At 65.9% G+C, this 15,475-nt stretch carries 16 protein-coding genes; 5 read left to right on the top strand and 11 right to left on the bottom strand.

Going from position 1 to position 15,475, the window contains the following annotated elements:
* Positions 1–93: 93 nt before the first annotated feature.
* The 6 genes from ACUVYZ_RS10705 to ACUVYZ_RS10680 all read right to left on the bottom strand — a co-directional run bounded on the left by ACUVYZ_RS10705 (position 94) and on the right by ACUVYZ_RS10680 (position 7,612).
* Positions 94–567: a hypothetical protein gene (locus tag ACUVYZ_RS10705; protein ID WP_439934298.1), complete on the bottom strand. Its 474-nt coding sequence runs from the start codon at positions 565–567 to the stop codon at positions 94–96.
* A 9-nt stretch (positions 568–576) separates the two neighbouring features.
* Positions 577–1,674 carry an SGNH/GDSL hydrolase family protein gene (locus ACUVYZ_RS10700; RefSeq protein ID WP_439934299.1) on the bottom strand — a complete coding sequence of 366 codons (1,098 nt, stop codon included), beginning with the start codon at positions 1,672–1,674 and terminating at the stop codon, positions 577–579.
* 395 nt (positions 1,675–2,069) lie between these two features.
* Positions 2,070–3,218, bottom strand: coding sequence for an acyl-CoA dehydrogenase family protein (locus tag ACUVYZ_RS10695; protein WP_439934300.1), 1,149 nt, complete (start codon positions 3,216–3,218; stop codon positions 2,070–2,072).
* Entirely contained in the window at positions 3,218–4,786 is a 1,569-nt protein-coding gene (locus ACUVYZ_RS10690) for an amino acid adenylation domain-containing protein (RefSeq protein ID WP_439934301.1), read from the bottom strand. Before ACUVYZ_RS10690 ends, ACUVYZ_RS10695 begins: the two co-directional genes overlap by 1 nt.
* Before the next feature lie 12 nt (positions 4,787–4,798).
* Positions 4,799–5,050 (bottom strand): acyl carrier protein, encoded by a 252-nt coding sequence (locus ACUVYZ_RS10685; RefSeq protein WP_439934302.1) that lies wholly within the window; start codon positions 5,048–5,050, stop codon positions 4,799–4,801.
* Between the two features lie 27 nt (positions 5,051–5,077).
* On the bottom strand, positions 5,078–7,612 hold the full coding sequence (locus ACUVYZ_RS10680) for a hypothetical protein (RefSeq protein WP_439934303.1): 2,535 nt from the start codon (positions 7,610–7,612) through the stop codon (positions 5,078–5,080).
* 254 nt (positions 7,613–7,866) lie between these two features.
* On the opposite strand from ACUVYZ_RS10680, the gene ACUVYZ_RS10675 reads away from it, so the two are divergent.
* Entirely contained in the window at positions 7,867–8,037 is a 171-nt protein-coding gene (locus ACUVYZ_RS10675; RefSeq protein WP_439934304.1) for a hypothetical protein, read from the top strand.
* The gene (locus ACUVYZ_RS10670) at positions 8,034–8,360 is read left to right on the top strand and encodes a hypothetical protein (RefSeq protein WP_439934305.1); all 327 of its coding nucleotides are present in this window, start codon (positions 8,034–8,036) and stop codon (positions 8,358–8,360) included. Before ACUVYZ_RS10675 ends, ACUVYZ_RS10670 begins: the two co-directional genes overlap by 4 nt.
* A gap of 57 nt (positions 8,361–8,417) precedes the next feature.
* Here ACUVYZ_RS10670 and ACUVYZ_RS10665 read toward each other — a convergent pair whose 3' ends face one another.
* A complete protein-coding gene (locus ACUVYZ_RS10665) occupies positions 8,418–8,957 on the bottom strand; it encodes an NUDIX hydrolase (RefSeq protein WP_439934306.1) in 540 nt (179 codons plus the stop codon).
* Between the two features lie 252 nt (positions 8,958–9,209).
* On the opposite strand from ACUVYZ_RS10665, the gene ACUVYZ_RS10660 reads away from it, so the two are divergent.
* The gene (locus tag ACUVYZ_RS10660) at positions 9,210–10,271 is read left to right on the top strand and encodes an AAA family ATPase (RefSeq protein WP_439934443.1); all 1,062 of its coding nucleotides are present in this window, start codon (positions 9,210–9,212) and stop codon (positions 10,269–10,271) included.
* A gap of 21 nt (positions 10,272–10,292) precedes the next feature.
* On the top strand, positions 10,293–11,537 hold the full coding sequence (locus ACUVYZ_RS10655; RefSeq protein WP_439934307.1) for a vWA domain-containing protein: 1,245 nt from the start codon (positions 10,293–10,295) through the stop codon (positions 11,535–11,537).
* 21 nt (positions 11,538–11,558) lie between these two features.
* Here the strand turns inward: ACUVYZ_RS10655 and sfsA are convergent, their stop codons facing one another.
* Together sfsA and ACUVYZ_RS10645 are read right to left on the bottom strand one after the other, a co-directional pair.
* The gene (gene sfsA / locus ACUVYZ_RS10650) at positions 11,559–12,263 is read right to left on the bottom strand and encodes a DNA/RNA nuclease SfsA (protein ID WP_439934308.1); all 705 of its coding nucleotides are present in this window, start codon (positions 12,261–12,263) and stop codon (positions 11,559–11,561) included.
* Positions 12,260–13,390 carry a GNAT family N-acetyltransferase gene (locus ACUVYZ_RS10645; RefSeq protein ID WP_439934309.1) on the bottom strand — a complete coding sequence of 377 codons (1,131 nt, stop codon included), beginning with the start codon at positions 13,388–13,390 and terminating at the stop codon, positions 12,260–12,262. Before ACUVYZ_RS10645 ends, sfsA begins: the two co-directional genes overlap by 4 nt.
* A 95-nt stretch (positions 13,391–13,485) precedes the next feature.
* Between ACUVYZ_RS10645 and ACUVYZ_RS10640 the strand changes: the two genes are divergently transcribed.
* Entirely contained in the window at positions 13,486–13,824 is a 339-nt protein-coding gene (locus tag ACUVYZ_RS10640; RefSeq protein ID WP_439934310.1) for a P-II family nitrogen regulator, read from the top strand.
* A 50-nt stretch (positions 13,825–13,874) separates the two neighbouring features.
* Here ACUVYZ_RS10640 and ACUVYZ_RS10635 read toward each other — a convergent pair whose 3' ends face one another.
* Entirely contained in the window at positions 13,875–14,450 is a 576-nt protein-coding gene (locus ACUVYZ_RS10635; protein WP_439934311.1) for a Smr/MutS family protein, read from the bottom strand.
* A gap of 38 nt (positions 14,451–14,488) precedes the next feature.
* Positions 14,489–15,439 (bottom strand): thioredoxin-disulfide reductase, encoded by a 951-nt coding sequence (gene trxB / locus ACUVYZ_RS10630; protein WP_439934312.1) that lies wholly within the window; start codon positions 15,437–15,439, stop codon positions 14,489–14,491.
* Positions 15,440–15,475 lie beyond the last annotated feature (36 nt).

Below are 15,475 nucleotides of genomic sequence, written 5' to 3'. Positions count from 1 at the left end.
TGCCGCCATCGCTACTCGCGCCTTGAATTCCGCACTGTGCTGCTTGCGCTTTGCTCCCATGCTTCCCGTTCCTTTCAACCGGGCAGCTTTAGCTTACCCGACTGTCCAAAAAAACGTGACCGCCGCAGTGATCTTACCTGCGTGGATGTCTAACGTGTAGGTTAACGCCTGAAACGTGTAGAAGGAAATCCCGATAGGCAGAAAAATTTCGAGCGTGCCAAACTGAGCCGGAAGACCAACAAGCTCCAAAAGCTGCTGAAGCTCTGCGATGAAAAAGCCGAAGTACTTAAAATAGGCAAGGCAGCCGAGGCAGTAGGCCAGTGAAACAACAAGGTATCTGTTGCGGGCTCGCTGGCTTGCTGCATGAAGCATCGCGGAGCCGATCGTCCACTGCACAACAGTTGTGAAGGCAACAAGCCCCGCAAACCTCCAATCCCAAGTTGCGTAAAAATAGTAGCTTGCGAGAAGCAGCAGGTTTTTTCTCGCATTTGACGTATTCACAGCGTAGTGGACAGCTAGCCAGACTGTCCCTAGAAACGCAAAAAAGCCGAAACTGGTTAAACCCACGGCTGCAAGTCAATGAAGGTTAGCGACTCGCTCGATTGCGCTCAATGCGAGCTCTGCGAAGAGAATCTCTCCCTTTTCTGAAAAGTGAGTGGTATCTCCGAAATACGAAACATCCGCAGGTATGAGGGTTGCGGCATCCAAAAGCGTGACGTTTGCGGAGTGCGCAACATCGCGGATTGTCTCGTTGAAGCGATCGAGCGCTTCAAGAAGCGAATCAACCGTGTAACAGGGCCTGAAGTGAAGCGCGGAGGACGCACGCCTGCGACGCTCCTCTTCGGGCAGGGCCGAGGTAAAGCTGCGCGCACTGGTGGATAGGATAATCTTGATGCCCTCTCGATTTGCGATCTCGATCAACCGCATCAGGTCGCTTCTAAGTGAATCCGGGTCGAAGTCTGGAACTAGCGCTCTGGATTTCTGCGGCACGTTGGCTCGGAGCCAGGAGGTGTTCTTGGTGAGCAGCTCATAGGACAAGATCCAATTGGGCAAGACTGGGTAAGGAAGGTTATTACTTTTTTTCTGGTGCCTTTCACGAACCGGATTTTTGCAGCCGATATCATTGGCGCCCGGATACCAGATGACCATATCTATAGAGAGCGGGACCAGTAAGCGCTCAAAGAGCCGAATTTGATCGCGGATCGTGAGGCCGGCGATGCCCGCATTGATTACCCGAACCGTATTCATATTTTTCCGCGCTTTAATGAGTCTCTCCAGTTGTGCACTGGAAGTCTTGGAGTTGTCACGGGCATAAGTGCCCATTATGGTCGAGGCGCCGAGCAGTGCTATGCGCAACTCGTTTGTTACGGGAGCCAGAGGTATTTCTGGACCGCGCAGGCCTATAGAGTTGCTACGGATGATGAAATCCGCTCCACCTATCGTTGTGGATGGGCGAAGAAGCTTTACGCCTATTTCCTTGTTGTATTCGTATGTCGTTGCCCCTATTAAAAAGTTGAACACGCTTTGGCCGTATCTCAAGTGAGCCCTGATTTGCAGGGCCAGCTCCACGTTGCCGAGGAAGGCGAAGATCCATAGTAGGGTTTTGAGGAATTGTTTTTTTGCCGCCTCGTGCCCGTTGGCTTCGATTCTCGAGGAAATCCCCGCCGTAGCCATTGCTTCGCTCCTACCTTCGCTACAATAAGCACGTATGAACGGGGAAGTCATCTATCATGTCATGAACCAAGAATATTAAATTGCGAGCGCTTCTGATAAAAGGGGCCAAATGTAAATTGATATTTCGTAGGATGCTTCTCGCAAGTGTTGAGGCGTTATCGAGCCGGATCCCTTGATCTAGATCTAGACGCCGATGGCACTGATCAGCTCAAAGGAGGAATGGGCTAGGGGTAAGCCGCTAGAAAGGAGAGCCGGACCAAACAGCTACGGAGTGGCTCGAAAGCGCGGCTTCGCACCGGTATGGCTTATTGTGGGAGGATAGGCGCACTACTCTGTCTCGTGGCGGGAGGCTCCGGAACACAGCAACGGGCTGCTTGGCCTCCTGCTATCGCCGCTCAAAGCCCCAGCCAGCGGGCGATGATGTTGCGCTGCATTTCGGACGTGCCCGAGTAGAGGGTGCTGCCCACGGCGTCCCGCAAGGCCCGCTCCACTTCGTATTCCGTCATGAAGCCGTAGCCGCCGTGCACCTGGACCGCGTCGAGGGCCGTGCGGACCAGGGATTCGCTCACGAACAGCTTGGTGATGGAGGCGTCCAGCGAGGCGTTGCGCTGGTGTGCGAGGCGCCAGGCGGAGCGGTAGGTGAGGACGCGGGCCGCCTCCAGATGCACCTTCATGTCGGCGATCTTGTGGGCGACGGCCTGGAACTTGCCGATGGGCTGGCCGAACTGGGAGCGGGTCCGGGCGTAGGCGATGCAGGTCTCCAGCAAGCGCTCCATGGTGCCCACGTGGCACGCCACCAGCAGGGTGCGCTCCCAGTCCATGGCGGTGGAAAAGACCGCCGCGCCGCCTCCCACCGCGCCGAGAACGGCGTCCTCGGGCACGCGGGCGTCTTGGAACACCAGCTCGCCCACCGGGGACGTGCGCAGGCCCATCTTCTCGAACTTCCCGCCGGCGGAAAAACCGGGCGTGCCTTTCTCCATCAGAAAGGCGGTCACGCCGCCGTGGAACCCCTTGGCCGGGTCGGTCACGGCGAAGACCACCGCCAGGTCGCCCACCGGTCCGTTGGAGACGAAGGTCTTGGTGCCGTTCAAACGCCAACCTCCGCCGGCGCGCTCCGCCCGGGTGCGCATGGCGAAGGAATCCGAGCCGGCACCGGGCTCGGTGATGGCATGCATGCCGATCAGGCTTCCGTCGCACAGCCCGGGGAGGTAGCGTCGCTTTTGGGCTTCGGTCCCGTGGGTCGTGATGGGCGCAACGCAGGCGAGGAGATGGGCGCACAGGGAAAAGCTCAAGCCCCCGTCGCGGCAGCCGTAGCCCAGCGCCTCCAGGGCGATGGCGCAGGACAGGGGGTCCAGGCCGCTGCCGCCGTATTCCTCGGGCGCCGGAAGCCCCGGGAGGCCGATCCCGGCGCACTTGCGCCACAGCTCCCGGGAGAAGGTCTGATCCCGGTCCCGTTCGGTTACCCCCTGGTTCAATTCCCGCTGGGCGAATTTGACGATGCTGTCGCGCAGCAGCTTCTGCTCGTCGGACAAGGAGAAGTCCATCAGACCATTTCCTTCAATCGCTGATAGTCGACTTTGTCGGTGGAGGTCTTGGGCAGCGCTTCGCACCAGACGAAGTGGTCGGGAATCATGTAGGCGGGAAGGACCTCGCTGCAGAAGCGTTTCAGCTCGATGAGGGAGGGGCGCTTGCTTTCCCGGCAGCTCAGGAAGGCTTTGATCTTGACGCCCGCCTCCTCGTCGGGAAGGGCTACCACCGCCGCTTCCTTGACCAGGGGATGGCGATAGAGCCCGGCCTCGATCTCCCCCAGCTCGACCCGGTAGCCGCGCCGCTTCACCATGCGGTCGCGCCGCCCGAGGTAAACGTAATTTCCGTCATTTCCCTCTACCACGATGTCGCCGGTCTTGTACCACCGCACCCCGTCCCCGTCGGTGAGGAAGGCGGCGGCAGTCCGCTCGGGCAGGGCCCAGTAGCCCTGCATCACGCCCCGCCCGCTGATGCAGAGTTCTCCCTCTTCCCCCTGCTGGACCTCGCGCCCCTCTCCGTCCACCACCTTGCTGCGCAGATGGGAGCACACCCGGCCGATGGGAAAGGGGGCGGTGCGCTCCTCCGGGATCGGGAGCGGCACCTCGTAGAAGGTGCACACGTTGGTTTCGGTGGGCCCGTAGAGGTTGAAATACCTCGGGTGGGGCCACCACCGGGTCAGGGTCCGCAGGTGCTTCACCGGAAAGACCTCGCCGGCGAAGAGCACCAGGCGCAACGCGGAATAGTCGTGGCTTGAAAGGCTTCCGTACTGGGCCAGCAGGCTCAGGATGGAGGGGGCCGAATACCACACGCTGATGCGCTGCTCGGCGATCAGGGGCGCGAGGCGCAGGGGATCTTTGCCCGCGTCCTCGGCCACCAGGACCAGGGCCGCGCCGTGCTTCAGGGCCACGTGGATGTCCAGAATGGACAGGTCGAAGTGGAAGGGCGCGTGGGAGGAGAAACGGTCGGTGGCGCGGGGCTCGAAGACCTCGGAGCACCAGTCGACGAAGCTCACCCCGTTCTCGTGGGACAGCATGACCCCCTTGGGTTTGCCCGTGGAACCGGAGGTGTACAGGATGTAGGCGAGATCGCCGGGCCCGGGCATCGCGGTGGTCGTCAGCGGGGCGGGGTTTGCGGCGTCCGCCTGCTCCAGGGCCCGCGCCAGGGCGGCCCCGCCCCCGGCCCCCTCCAGGACGAAGGAGGACGGCACGGCGCCCAGTTGCGCCAGCTCGGCCTCCAGCTTTTCCTGGAAGCGCCGCTCCAGCACCACCGCCCGCACGGCGCAGTCGTGCAGGATGTAGGCGTTGCGCGAGGGCGGCGCGCCGGGATCCACCGGCACGTAGGCGGCCCCCGCCTTGAGAATCCCGTAGATGGCCGCCACCGCGTCGATGGACTTGCGCAAATAAATCCCCACCCGGTCGCCCGGCTGCACGCCCAGGGTCCGGAGGCGATCCCGGACCCGGTCGGAGAGCGCTGCCAGCTCGCGATAGGTGATCTCCCCCGCGCCCGGCTCCACCGCGGCGATGCGCTCCGGGTACCGCTCGGCGGCGCGGATGAAAGCATCGTGCAGCACGCAAGGCGTTTCCATGGTCTCGCCTCCTTAACCTTGCTTGGAACGGATGAGGGAGGCGATCTGGGCGAGGGTGTCCAGGTGCTCCGGGTCCGTTTCATGGGCCTGGAGCGTCACCCCGAAGCGCTCCTCGATGAACAGGACGAGCTTCAGCGTGGCGATGGAATCGAGCACGCCCCCCGTGATGAGGGGTGTCCCATCGGTCAGCTCGTCGGGGCTTTCCCCCGGCAGGAACTCCCTGAGGATGAATTCCTTGACGGCGCTCTTGATGTCCTCTGTCATAGTGGCCTCCCTGGCCGCGCGCGATGATCAGTTTCTCGATACCTGCCGCTGGTGATGGAAAATGGCTTCCTGCTGCTCCTGCAGCGCCTTGTAGAGGCGGGAAGCGATCAGTTCATGGCCGCGCCGGTTGGGGTGATCGTCCCACTCCGCGAGGCGGATCGAGGAGATGTCGTGGTTTTTGTAGACGTCCGAGAGATCGATCACGAGGAAACCGGTTTGCTGCGCCCGGCGCAGGGTCTCGGGGGTCTCTTCCTGCCAGGCGCCCTCCCGGACTTGGGGCAGGAACACCAGCACGGGGATGGCCTTCGCGGCGCGGGATTGCTCGACGATGCGCTGGTAGACCCGGGACAGGATCTCCCCGCTTAAGGGCGCAAGCCGCTTGAGGGCGGTGGCCTCGTCCATCTCCCGGTTGAGCCCCGCTTGAGCGACGATCTCCCGCAGCGGCGCGTACGGGATCTCGATGTCCTTTTGCACCACTTCCACCATGTATCTCGCCGCGCGGGAGATCTCCCGGCCTGTCGCCACGTAGAACACCGCATCCGGGCTGAACCCGAGCGCCTTCTCCAGCGCCACCAGTTGCTGGGGCGGCTGATAGCCAGGAACGCCGAAGTTGAGGATCTCGATCTTGCGCCGCCCGGCCTCGGCGGCGTCCCGGTTCAACCGCTCTTCCAGCAGCGCCTCGAACGTTTCCCCGTCGCCGACGCCCCAGCCCATCACCAATGAGGCGCCCAGCAGAGCGATGCGGTAGGTGCCGGGCGGCGGCATTCGCTCGTAGTCCCGATCCCGCATGCCCCAGCGGTTGATGCTGAGGGTGCCGAAGTCGGCTTTCGAGACGAAGGAGGGAATCAATTCCACCTGGGCGAAGCCGCCGCTGAAGCGCTTGAGATTCGCCCCCTGCACGTCCAGCCAGTTGGCGGGTCTTTTCGTGTACACCTCCCAGAGCTGGGAGTTGAACCGGTCCACCGAGAGCAGGTTTTCGTAATAGCCGCGCTCCAGCTTGGCGACATCCAGGCGGCTCAAGCGCCCGGAGCGCAGGGAGTGGATGGCGGTGGCCACTTCGGTGCCGAACTGGGAGTGCACCCCTTCGATGCCGATTCCCACCAGGGCCACAAGGGCAGCCACGGTGGCGACCCGGGCTCGCAGCCAGAGCTTCGCCTCCTGTTCCGAGGCGCGAATGTTGCGCACCCCGCCGCGTTCGATGCTGCCCAGCAGGATCACCCCCAGCACCAGGGCGGGGATGGCGAGCGCCTCCCAGCTCGATTCCCCGCCGAGGGCCGACCACAAGGACAGCCATTCGGGGATAGACTCGGCGGTCCAGAACGACCACAGCACGCAGATGCACCAGAAGACGGCGAAGGTCTTGAGGGTGGTGACGCCGAGGCTGCGCCAGGTCTGGACGGATTTGCCCAGGGTGCGGCGGCGGCCGTGTTTGATTTCGTAGAGACCGTTCAGGACCACCAGGACGCCCAGGATCATCCAGAACAGGATGTCCTGCCACGCCAGCAGGGCGGTGCCCCGCAGCCAGAACCACTGGTAGGCGTGCAGGAACCAGGTGAGGAGGAACACGTACAGGGTGGCCAGCACCATCGCCTTGGTGGTGCCCAGGCCCCGCAGCTTGAACACCGCCGGGTAGTAGAAGACCTTCTGCATGAAGTCCTTCCAGTAGATGTTGATGCGGCGCCAGAAGTCGGTAAAACTGGCGGCGAGGAGATAGCGGTGATGGGTCTCGGGCAGGCGGAAGCCGAAGAGATAGAGCATGCCCACGATCAGATGGAACAACCCGGACACGCGCAGGTAGAGAAGAAAATTCGCCACCAGGTATTGCATCAAGGTGCCCGGACCGGTCACCTCGGAGGGGGCCAGGGTGAGGTAGTAATAGACGAACCGGTACAGGATCAGGTGAATGACGCCGCGCAGCATCCAGTCGATGCCCACCTGGTAGATACGGTACGCGTCGTCGTCGAAGTAATTGCGCCGGAACGCCTTGTAGTCCACCACCGGAAACAGGGGGAAGCAGGCGTTCGGCAGCATGAAGAAGTAGGACAGGGTTCGGACCGGCGATACCGGCGTCGTGTCGTGGCGCAGATCGTAGAAGTAGACGATCAGCCGGAACATGAACATGGAGCCGAGGATGGGCCATACGGCGTCGGACACCGGACCCTCCAGCCACTTCGCCCGCAGCGCCGCGAGGAGCCCCCCCGCCGCGGCGAGCAGCACGCCGCGGGCGAAGAAGGACACCGGCAGGTGGCAGATGCCGATGAGGATCAGCCCGATGGCGATGAGCCGCAGCCCGTGGGTGAGATCCAGCGCCACTACGATCCCGGCCATGGACAGGGCCAGGAAGAAAGGCAGCCGCAGCCGCAGGGGTAGCAGGGCGTGGATGGCGAAGCCGGCGAAGGCGAGGAGAGCGAGCCGCAGGAAAGCAGGACTTTCGATCTGGAACTGCCGCAGCAGGAGCGTGAGCAGCCCGAGCTGGGCCAGGATGAACAGGTACTGGGGAAGGCGGATGCGGCCTTCGGTCAGGGCGTCTGCAGCGGCTCCTGCCCCCGTGCGTTCCACCACGGCACTCCTCCCTTTCCGCGCCGCGGTCCGCCCGCGGTGCGGCTTTTGTACGGGGCGCTGAGGTAGGGTGGGAAAGACCCAGAATCTTGCTGCTTCCCGGAGGACGCGGGTCGCCGCCGCCCCAGCTCTGCCGCCTCACGCCGTCAAGGCGCAGGACATATCATACAGCGGATTTTTTACGGGAATTCCCCCGCCCCCCGATTTCTTTGGACACCGATTTAGGGCAACATGCCCCGTGACCAAAGGAGGTATCCGTGTCGAAGAAACAAGCGGTGAAGGGGCGATTCTTCGCCCGCAGAAAGGCCGAGGCGGTGTTGCGATTGCTTCGGGGGGATCTCGGTCTCCGGTCGCGGGAGCTCGGTGTCACGGCGGCCAAGCTCTCCGAGTGGCGTGAGACGCTTCTTGCCGCGGGCGGGCGCGCTTGAAGAGCCGCGAGCCCTCGCCCAAGGACGAGGAGATGGCGCGCCTCAAGGCCGTGGTCGGCGAGTTAACGATGCGTCTTGAGCACTGGCGCGAGGCGCTCCGGCGCCTCCAAGGCAGGGCTCCCTTTGGAGCTGCTGAGGTCGAGGCGATGAGCCGCGAGGCTTCGCCGTCCACGAATCACTGCTACGGCGTCTTCCTGTTCGCGGCCGAATGGCAGGCCGCGCGCTCGACGGTGTACGCGGGGCGCGGAGCACCGTCGAGCGCCCACCCCGCCGCACCACGACACCCTGCACGCCGGGTGGGCCTGTGGAAGGGGAGGGATTAAACGCTGCATCCCATCCCGCGGCAAAAGGCCCACCGCGTAAATGGGCGCGACAGGGCCTTATTTCTTCGCCGGCTCGATGGTGCCCACGTGCAGGGTGAACTCACCGCGGCCGCGGTCGGCGAAGTAGTCGCGCAGGGTGGCGTGGATGGTGCGGAAGGCGAGTTCGTTCCAAGGCACTTCGGGCTCGGCGAAGAGCTTCACTTCCAGGCTCTCTTCGCCAGGACGGAAGTCGAGGTCCAGCAGCCGGGCGCGGAACATGAGGTACACCTGGTTTACGTGGGGCAGGTTGTACACGGTGTAGAGGGGTCCCAGCTCCACCCGCGCGCAGGCCTCTTCCATCGTTTCCCGCAACGCGGCCTGGAAGGTGGTCTCGCCGTTCTCCATGAACCCTGCGGGCAGGGTCCAGTAGCCGTAGCGCGGCTCGATGGCGCGACGGCACAGGAGCACCCGGTCTTCCCATTCGGGAATGCAACCCACCACGATCTTCGGGTTCTGGTAGTGGATGGCGCCGCAGGCGGGGCAGACGTGACGGGGCAGGGTGTCGCCCGGCGGCACCCGGTATTCCACCCGGGCGCCGCAGTTGGAGCAGAAATTCATCGGCGGATCTCTGAACCGGCGCACGTTAGCAAAAATCCCCTTTCCTGACTAGAACCATCCCAAAATAGGCGCGTAGAGCGCCGCCGAAACGCGCCGAACAGCCTGGTGAACGCAGCGCCAGGGCCCACGGCTGCGCCCACTCTACCCTTCGCGCGCCGCGGCGGGCATCCGGCGCGGAGCCGGCCCCGGCGCCGCTGGCTGCCCTTCCGCTGCAGGTTTAGAATGCATCGAGCCCCCGAGGTTGAAAACCCAGTGCGTCCTTCCCACATCGCCGCCATCCTGGAGCGGGAGCTCGACGCCGCCGTCTCTGGCGAGCATACGCCCGTGATGTTGTGGGGGCCGCCGGGGGTGGGGAAGTCCCGCATCATCGGGGACCTCGCCCACCGCCACGGCGTTGCCCTGATCGACCTCCGCCTTTCCCAATTGGAGCCCACGGACCTGCGGGGCATTCCCTTCCGCGCCGGGAACCGGGTGGAGTGGTCCGTGCCCGCCATGCTCCCCGACCGGGAGCGCCACGGCGACCGGGGCATCCTGTTCCTGGACGAGATCACCTCTGCCGCGCCCACGGTGGCGGCGGCGGCCTATCAGTTGATTCTGGACCGGCGCCTAGGGGAATACCAGGTGCCCGACGGCTGGGTCATCTTCGCCGCCGGCAACCGGCCCGGGGACCGGGGCGTGACCTATGTGATGCCGGCGCCGCTGGCCAACCGCTTCACCCATTACGAAGTGGAGCCCCACCTGGACGACTGGGTGGCCTGGGCCCACGCCCACGGGATCGATCCCCGGATCATCGGTTTCCTGCGCTTCCGCCCCGACCTGCTGTTCGATTTCGACCCGGCGCGCCACCCCGTCGCCTTTCCCTCCCCCCGTTCCTGGGAGTACGCCCACCGGGCCCTGGTCAAGTTCGACCAGGAGGAGGCGCTGCTCCTGGACGCCCTGCAGGCGTGCGTGGGCGCTTCCGCGGGCATCGAGCTCAAGGCCTTCATCGACACTATGGAGCGCATGCCCGACGTGGACGCCATCCTGGAAGGGCGGGGCGAGCGGGTGCCCGACGAAGTGGACCTGCAGTACGGAGTCGCCGCGGCCCTGGTGCGCCGGGCCGTGCAGGCGAGCCGCGGGCCCGACGCGCGCCGGGTCCTCGGCAACATCCTCAAGTACGCAACGGCCTTTCCCCAGCGGGAGCTGGGGGTGATGCTGGTCGCCGACATGCACCGCTCGGTGGGACGGCCCTTGATCGACCTGCCGGAGTTTTCCGACTGGGCCAACTCCATCACCGACCTGGTGCTCTATGAGCGGCCCCTGGCGGGGCCGTAAGCCGCGACGGGGGTGCAGGCGATGGACGCCGCCATCGACACCAAGCTGCGGGCGGCCCGCACCCGGCTGATCCTGGATACCCCGTTCCTGGGGGCCCTGGTGCTGCACCTGCCCCTCACGCCGGCGGATCCCCGGCGGGTTCCCACCGTGGCCACCGACGCCCGGGCCTTCTATTACAACTCGGCCTACATCGCGGGGCTCTCCCTGCCCGAGACCCAGTTCGTGCTGGCCCACGAGGCCCTCCACTGCGCCCTCGGCCATTTCGTCCGCCGCAGCCACCGGGTGCGCCGCCGCTGGGACGTGGCCTGCGACCACGCGGTCAACTGGCTGCTGGTGGAGGAAGGGTTAAAGCCCCCGTCCGGGGCGCTGCTGGATCCCGCGTTCCGGGGCCTGGCCGCGGAGGAGATCTACCCCCTCGTGCCCGAGGACACCCGGGAGGCGCCCCTGGACCTGCATGCCTTCGACGGGGGCGGGGAGGCCCCGGACCGCCTGGCGGCGGGAGCTACCCCGGGGGAAGCGAGTCCGGAAGGCGCAAAAGGCGGCGGACCTTCCGGCGATCTGGCCCTGGAAGCGGCGGCAGTGGGCCGCCTCAGGGCGGGAGCGGCGGCTCTGGGGGCGCAGGCGCTCCCGGCCATGGGGGGCGAGGAGCTTGCCGGCCTCTGGCGCATGCGCCTCGCCGCCGCCGCTCAGCAGGCCCTGCGGGCGGGCCGGCTGCATGCGGGATGGCAGCGGCTCGTGGACCGTTTCATCGAGCCCCGGTTGCCCTGGCGGGCCCTGCTGGAACGCTTTCTCCGGACTTGCGGGCGGGACGACTACAGCTTCCAGCGTCCCCCGCGCCGGGAGGGGGAAGCGATCCTGCCGCGCCTAGCGAGCCGGGCGTTGGAGGTGGTGGCCGTGATCGACGTGTCCGGCTCCATCGGCCAGGAGGAGCTTACCGAGTTCGCCGCCGAGCTGAACGCCCTCAAGAGCCAACTGCCGGCCCGGGTCACCCTGCATGCCTGCGACGAGCGGCTCGCCCCCGAAGGGCCGTGGGTGTTCGAGCCCTGGGAGGCCTTGCGCCTCCCGCCCCGGATGACGGGGGGCGGCGGCACCCGCTTCACGCCGGTCTTCGAGTGGATCGAGCGCCAGGACCTGTGCCCCGACGCCCTGATCTATTTCACCGACGCCCTCGGCGAATTCCCCGAGCGAGCGCCCCCCTATCCGGTCCTGTGGCTGGTGAAGGGCCGGGAGCCGGTGCCCTGGGGAGAGCGTGTCCAGTTGAACTGAGCGCTGACCCGCGGGCGCTTCTCAGGGGCATACCACGGGAACACGCTCCACCAGGACGATCTCTTCCAGGCTGACCCGGGCCCGGTAGGCCACCGCTTCCACGCCCGCTGCCAGGGCCTCCCGCAGAGTTCTGCCGTAGGTCGGGTCGATGGCATCGGCGGGGCGCACCTCGTCCACATCGCTCCGCTGCACGCAGAACACCAGCACCGCCCGTTGGCCGCGGCTCACCACGTGCATCATCTCGTGCAAATGCCGGGTGCCCCGGCTGCTCACCGCGTCGGGGAAGAGAGCGATCCCGCCGCTCACCGCTGCGGTCACGTTCTTAACCTCCACGTAGGCGAGGCCGCCGCGGGCGGAGGAAAGCAGGAGATCGGCCCGGCTCGACGAGCCCTCGTAGCGGATCTCCCGCCGCTCGAGGCGATAACCCTCCAGCTCCCCCACCACGCCGCCCGCCAGGGCCTCCTCCACCAGCCGGTTGGATCGGCCCGTGTGGATGCCCACCAGCACCCCGTCCGCCTCCACCAGCTCCCAGGTATAGGTGAGCTTGCGCGCCGGGTTGCGGCTGCGGGAGAGCCACACCCGGCTGCCGGGGGTCTGACAGCCTAGGAGCGACCCGGTGTTGGGGCAATGGGCCACCACCAGGCCTTCCGCCGTTTCCACGTCGGCGAGGAAACGCTGGTAGCGGCGCAGGAGCCGGCCTTCGGTGAGGGGCGCTTCGAACCTCACGGCAGCGCTTTGAACGGCGAGCGCTCGGCCAACTCGTCCATGTAATGGTCCATGCCCGCTGCTTCCCGCGCGAGGGCCTCTTCCACGGCCCGGGCGAACCCGGGATGGGCCAGCCAGTGGGCGGACCAGGTACGCACCGGGAAGAGCCCCCGGGCCAGCTTGTGTTCCCCCTGGGCGCCGCCCTCGAAGCGCTGGATGCCCTGCCCGATGCACCACTCGATGGCCTGGTAATAGCACGCCTCGAAGTGCAGACCGGACACATACTCGACGGCGCCCCAGTAACGCCCGTACAGGGTGGAGGCGCTGCGCACGAAGAAGGCCGCGGCGAGGGGCCTGCCGTCCCGGCGGGCGATGGCGAGCAGGACGTGCCGGGGCAGGGCCCGCCCGAGCCGCAGGAAGAAATCCAGGGTGAGGTAGGGCGTGGAGCGGTGAAGGCGATAGGTGCGGGTGTAGCAGCGGAAGAAGAAGCGCCAATCCTCCTCCCGGATGTCAGGGCCTTCCAGCCATTGGAAACGGACGCCGGCCTCGGCCACCCGGCGCCGCTCCTGCCGGATCTTCTTGCGCTTGTCGTGGGTGAAGGTCGAGAGGAAATCCTCGAAACGGGCATAGCCCCGGTTGAACCACTGGAACTGGACGCCTTGGCGCACGGTGAGGCCCGCCTGCTCCAGGTCCGCCTTCTCCTCTTCCCGGGGAAACAGGACGTGGAGCGAGGAGGCCTGGGTTTCATGCGCTAGGGCGAGGGCGGCGTCGAGGAGTTGCAGCCGCGTCTCGCTCGAGGGCGCGAGGAGTCGCGACCCAGTCGCCGGCGTGAAGGGCACGGCGCACAAAAGCTTGGGGTAGTAGCGCAGCCCGTGGCGGCGATAGGCCTCCGCCCAGGCCCAGTCGAACACGTATTCGCCGAAGGAGTGGGTCTTGAGGTAGAGGGGCATGGCGGCCAGGAGCTCGCTGTCCCGCCACAGGGTGGGAAAGCAGGGCGTCCAGCCGGTGGCGGGGGCAGCGCACCCCGAGTCGTGGAGGGCGCAGAAGAATTCGTGGCTCAGGAAGGGGTCCTCCCCCGCCAGCCGGTTCCAGGCGTCCCGGTCCACGCCGCGGAGATCCTCCAGGATGCGCAGCTCAGCCTTCGCCATGGTCCTCAGGGAATCGGCACCATCCGATGGTAAACTCCCAGGGCAAGGCCGGCGGTGCAGGCCACACGATGCATTCCTATTCTTGGAGCCGAACCATGAAAAAGATCGAGGCGGTGATCAAGCCGTTCAAGCTGGACGAGGTGCGGGAAGCCCTCTCCGCCATCGGGGTGACCGGACTCACGGTGACGGAGGTGAAGGGCTTCGGGCGGCAGAAAGGCCACACCGAGCTGTACCGGGGCGCCGAGTACGTGGTGGACTTCCTGCCCAAGGTGAAGGTGGAGGTGGTGCTGCCCGAAGCCCTGGTGGAGCAGGCGATCGAAGCCATCGTCAAGAGCGCCCGCACGGGCAAGATCGGCGACGGGAAGATTTTCGTCACCTCGGTGGAGCGGGTGGTGAGGATCCGCACCGGCGAGACCGACGAGGCGGCGATCTGACCGGCAGGACGTAAGCGACGCAGGAGAAGCCCGGGGAATCCCTGTTCCCCTTACCCCTTCCGGTTTTCCGCCTTGAGCAGCACCAGCATCGCCCCCGTGCCGCCGTCCGCCGGATGAGCTGGGCTGAAGGCCAGCACTTCCTCCCGCTGCATGAGCCAGTGGCGCACCTTGATTTTGAGCACCGGCTCTCCGTTCTTCGACCTCAGGCCCTTGCCATGGATGATGCGCACGCAGCGCAGGCCCCGCCGCTGGCAGGCCTTGAGGAACTCGGCTGTCTGAGCCCGGGCGGCTTCCCGGTTGAGGCCGTGGAGATCCAACTGGTCCTGCACCACCCAGTGACCCCGGCGCAGCTTGCGCAGCACCTGCCGGGACAGGCCCGGGCGTACGAAGGAGAGGTCCCCGTCTGCCTCCACCAGGGTTTCCCAGGGGCCGCCCGCCAGGGACTCGGCGAGAACCTGCTCCTCGTCCCGCAGCCGCTGGTAGGCGATGGGGGCGGGGCGCTCGGACACCGGCTCGATCCGGCCGCTCTCGGGAAGCCGCGCCACGTCCCGCACCGCCTGGCGGAACAGATCCAGCTCCGTCTCGTCCAGCGGCGGCACCCCGCCGATCGCGAAGCGTTCCTTCATGGCGGTCTCCCACCTCATGCCCGACGACCGGCACCCGATCAGCCGAGCTCATCCAGATATTTCTGCGCGTCCAGGGCCGCCATGCAGCCGGAGCCGGCGCTGGTGACCGCCTGGCGGTAGACGTGGTCCTGCACGTCGCCGGCGGCGAAGACGCCGGGGATGCTGGTGGCGGTGGCGTCGCCCTCCAGGCCGCTGCGGGTGATGATATAGCCGTTTTTCATCTCCAGTTGCCCGGCGAAGATTTCCGTGTTGGGCTGGTGGCCGATGGCGATGAACACCCCCTGGACAGAGATCTCCTTGCTGGCCCCACTCTGGGTGTGGCGCAGCCGCACGCCGCTCACCCCGGAGCCGTCCCCCAGGATTTCCTCCACCACGTGGAACAACTCCAGGGCCACCTTGCCGCTTTTCACCTTCTCCATCAGCCGGTCCACCAGGATGGGTTCGGCCCGGAACTTGTCGCGCCGGTGCACCAGGGTGACCTTGGCCGCGATGTTGGAAAGATAGAGGGCTTCCTCCACCGCCGTGTTCCCCCCGCCCACCACCGCCACGTCCTGGCCCCGGTAGAAGAAGCCGTCGCAGGTGGCGCAGGCCGAGACGCCTTTGCCCATGTAGGCCTGTTCCGAGGGCAGGCCCAGGTACTTGGCCGAGGCGCCGGTGGCGATGATGAGGGCGTCGCAGGTGTAGCTCGCCTGGTCGCCGATCAGGGTGAAGGGGCGCTCGGTGAGCCGCGCCGTGTGGATGTGATCGAAGATGATCTCCGTGCCGAAGCGCTCCGCGTGGCGGCGGAAGCGCTCCATCAGCTCCGGTCCCTGGACCCCGTCGGCGTCCGCCGGCCAGTTGTCCACGTCGGTGGTGGTCATGAGCTGGCCGCCCTGGGCCAGGCCGGTAATGAGGACGGGCTTCAGGTTGGCCCGGGCCGCGTACACGGCGGCGGTATAGCCGGCCGGACCGGAGCCGAGGATGAGAAGTCTGCAATGCTTGGAATTCATGGAGTTATTCGGAGGCCGGAAAATCGCGAAAGCGAA

Source organism: Pelomicrobium sp. P1 (genome assembly GCF_052805615.1).
Note: the sequence above shows the minus strand (reverse complement) of the source record. Positions and strands in the feature narration are given on the sequence as shown.

Bases quoted from the DNA above. Each gene is read 5' to 3' on its own strand.
- ACUVYZ_RS10645 (WP_439934309.1), bottom strand. From the start codon at position 13,390: ATGGCGAAGGCTGAGCTGCGCATCCTGGAGGATCTCCGCGGCGTGGAC.
- ACUVYZ_RS10685 (WP_439934302.1), bottom strand. From the start codon at position 5,050: ATGACAGAGGACATCAAGAGCGCCGTCAAGGAATTCATCCTCAGGGAG.
- ACUVYZ_RS10640 (WP_439934310.1), top strand. From the start codon at position 13,486: ATGAAAAAGATCGAGGCGGTGATCAAGCCGTTCAAGCTGGACGAGGTG.
- ACUVYZ_RS10690 (WP_439934301.1), bottom strand. From the start codon at position 4,786: ATGGAAACGCCTTGCGTGCTGCACGATGCTTTCATCCGCGCCGCCGAG.
- ACUVYZ_RS10695 (WP_439934300.1), bottom strand. From the start codon at position 3,218: ATGGACTTCTCCTTGTCCGACGAGCAGAAGCTGCTGCGCGACAGCATC.
- trxB (WP_439934312.1), bottom strand. From the start codon at position 15,439: ATGAATTCCAAGCATTGCAGACTTCTCATCCTCGGCTCCGGTCCGGCC.
- ACUVYZ_RS10655 (WP_439934307.1), top strand. From the start codon at position 10,293: ATGGACGCCGCCATCGACACCAAGCTGCGGGCGGCCCGCACCCGGCTG.
- ACUVYZ_RS10635 (WP_439934311.1), bottom strand. From the start codon at position 14,450: ATGAAGGAACGCTTCGCGATCGGCGGGGTGCCGCCGCTGGACGAGACG.
- ACUVYZ_RS10665 (WP_439934306.1), bottom strand. From the start codon at position 8,957: ATGAATTTCTGCTCCAACTGCGGCGCCCGGGTGGAATACCGGGTGCCG.
- ACUVYZ_RS10700 (WP_439934299.1), bottom strand. From the start codon at position 1,674: ATGGCTACGGCGGGGATTTCCTCGAGAATCGAAGCCAACGGGCACGAG.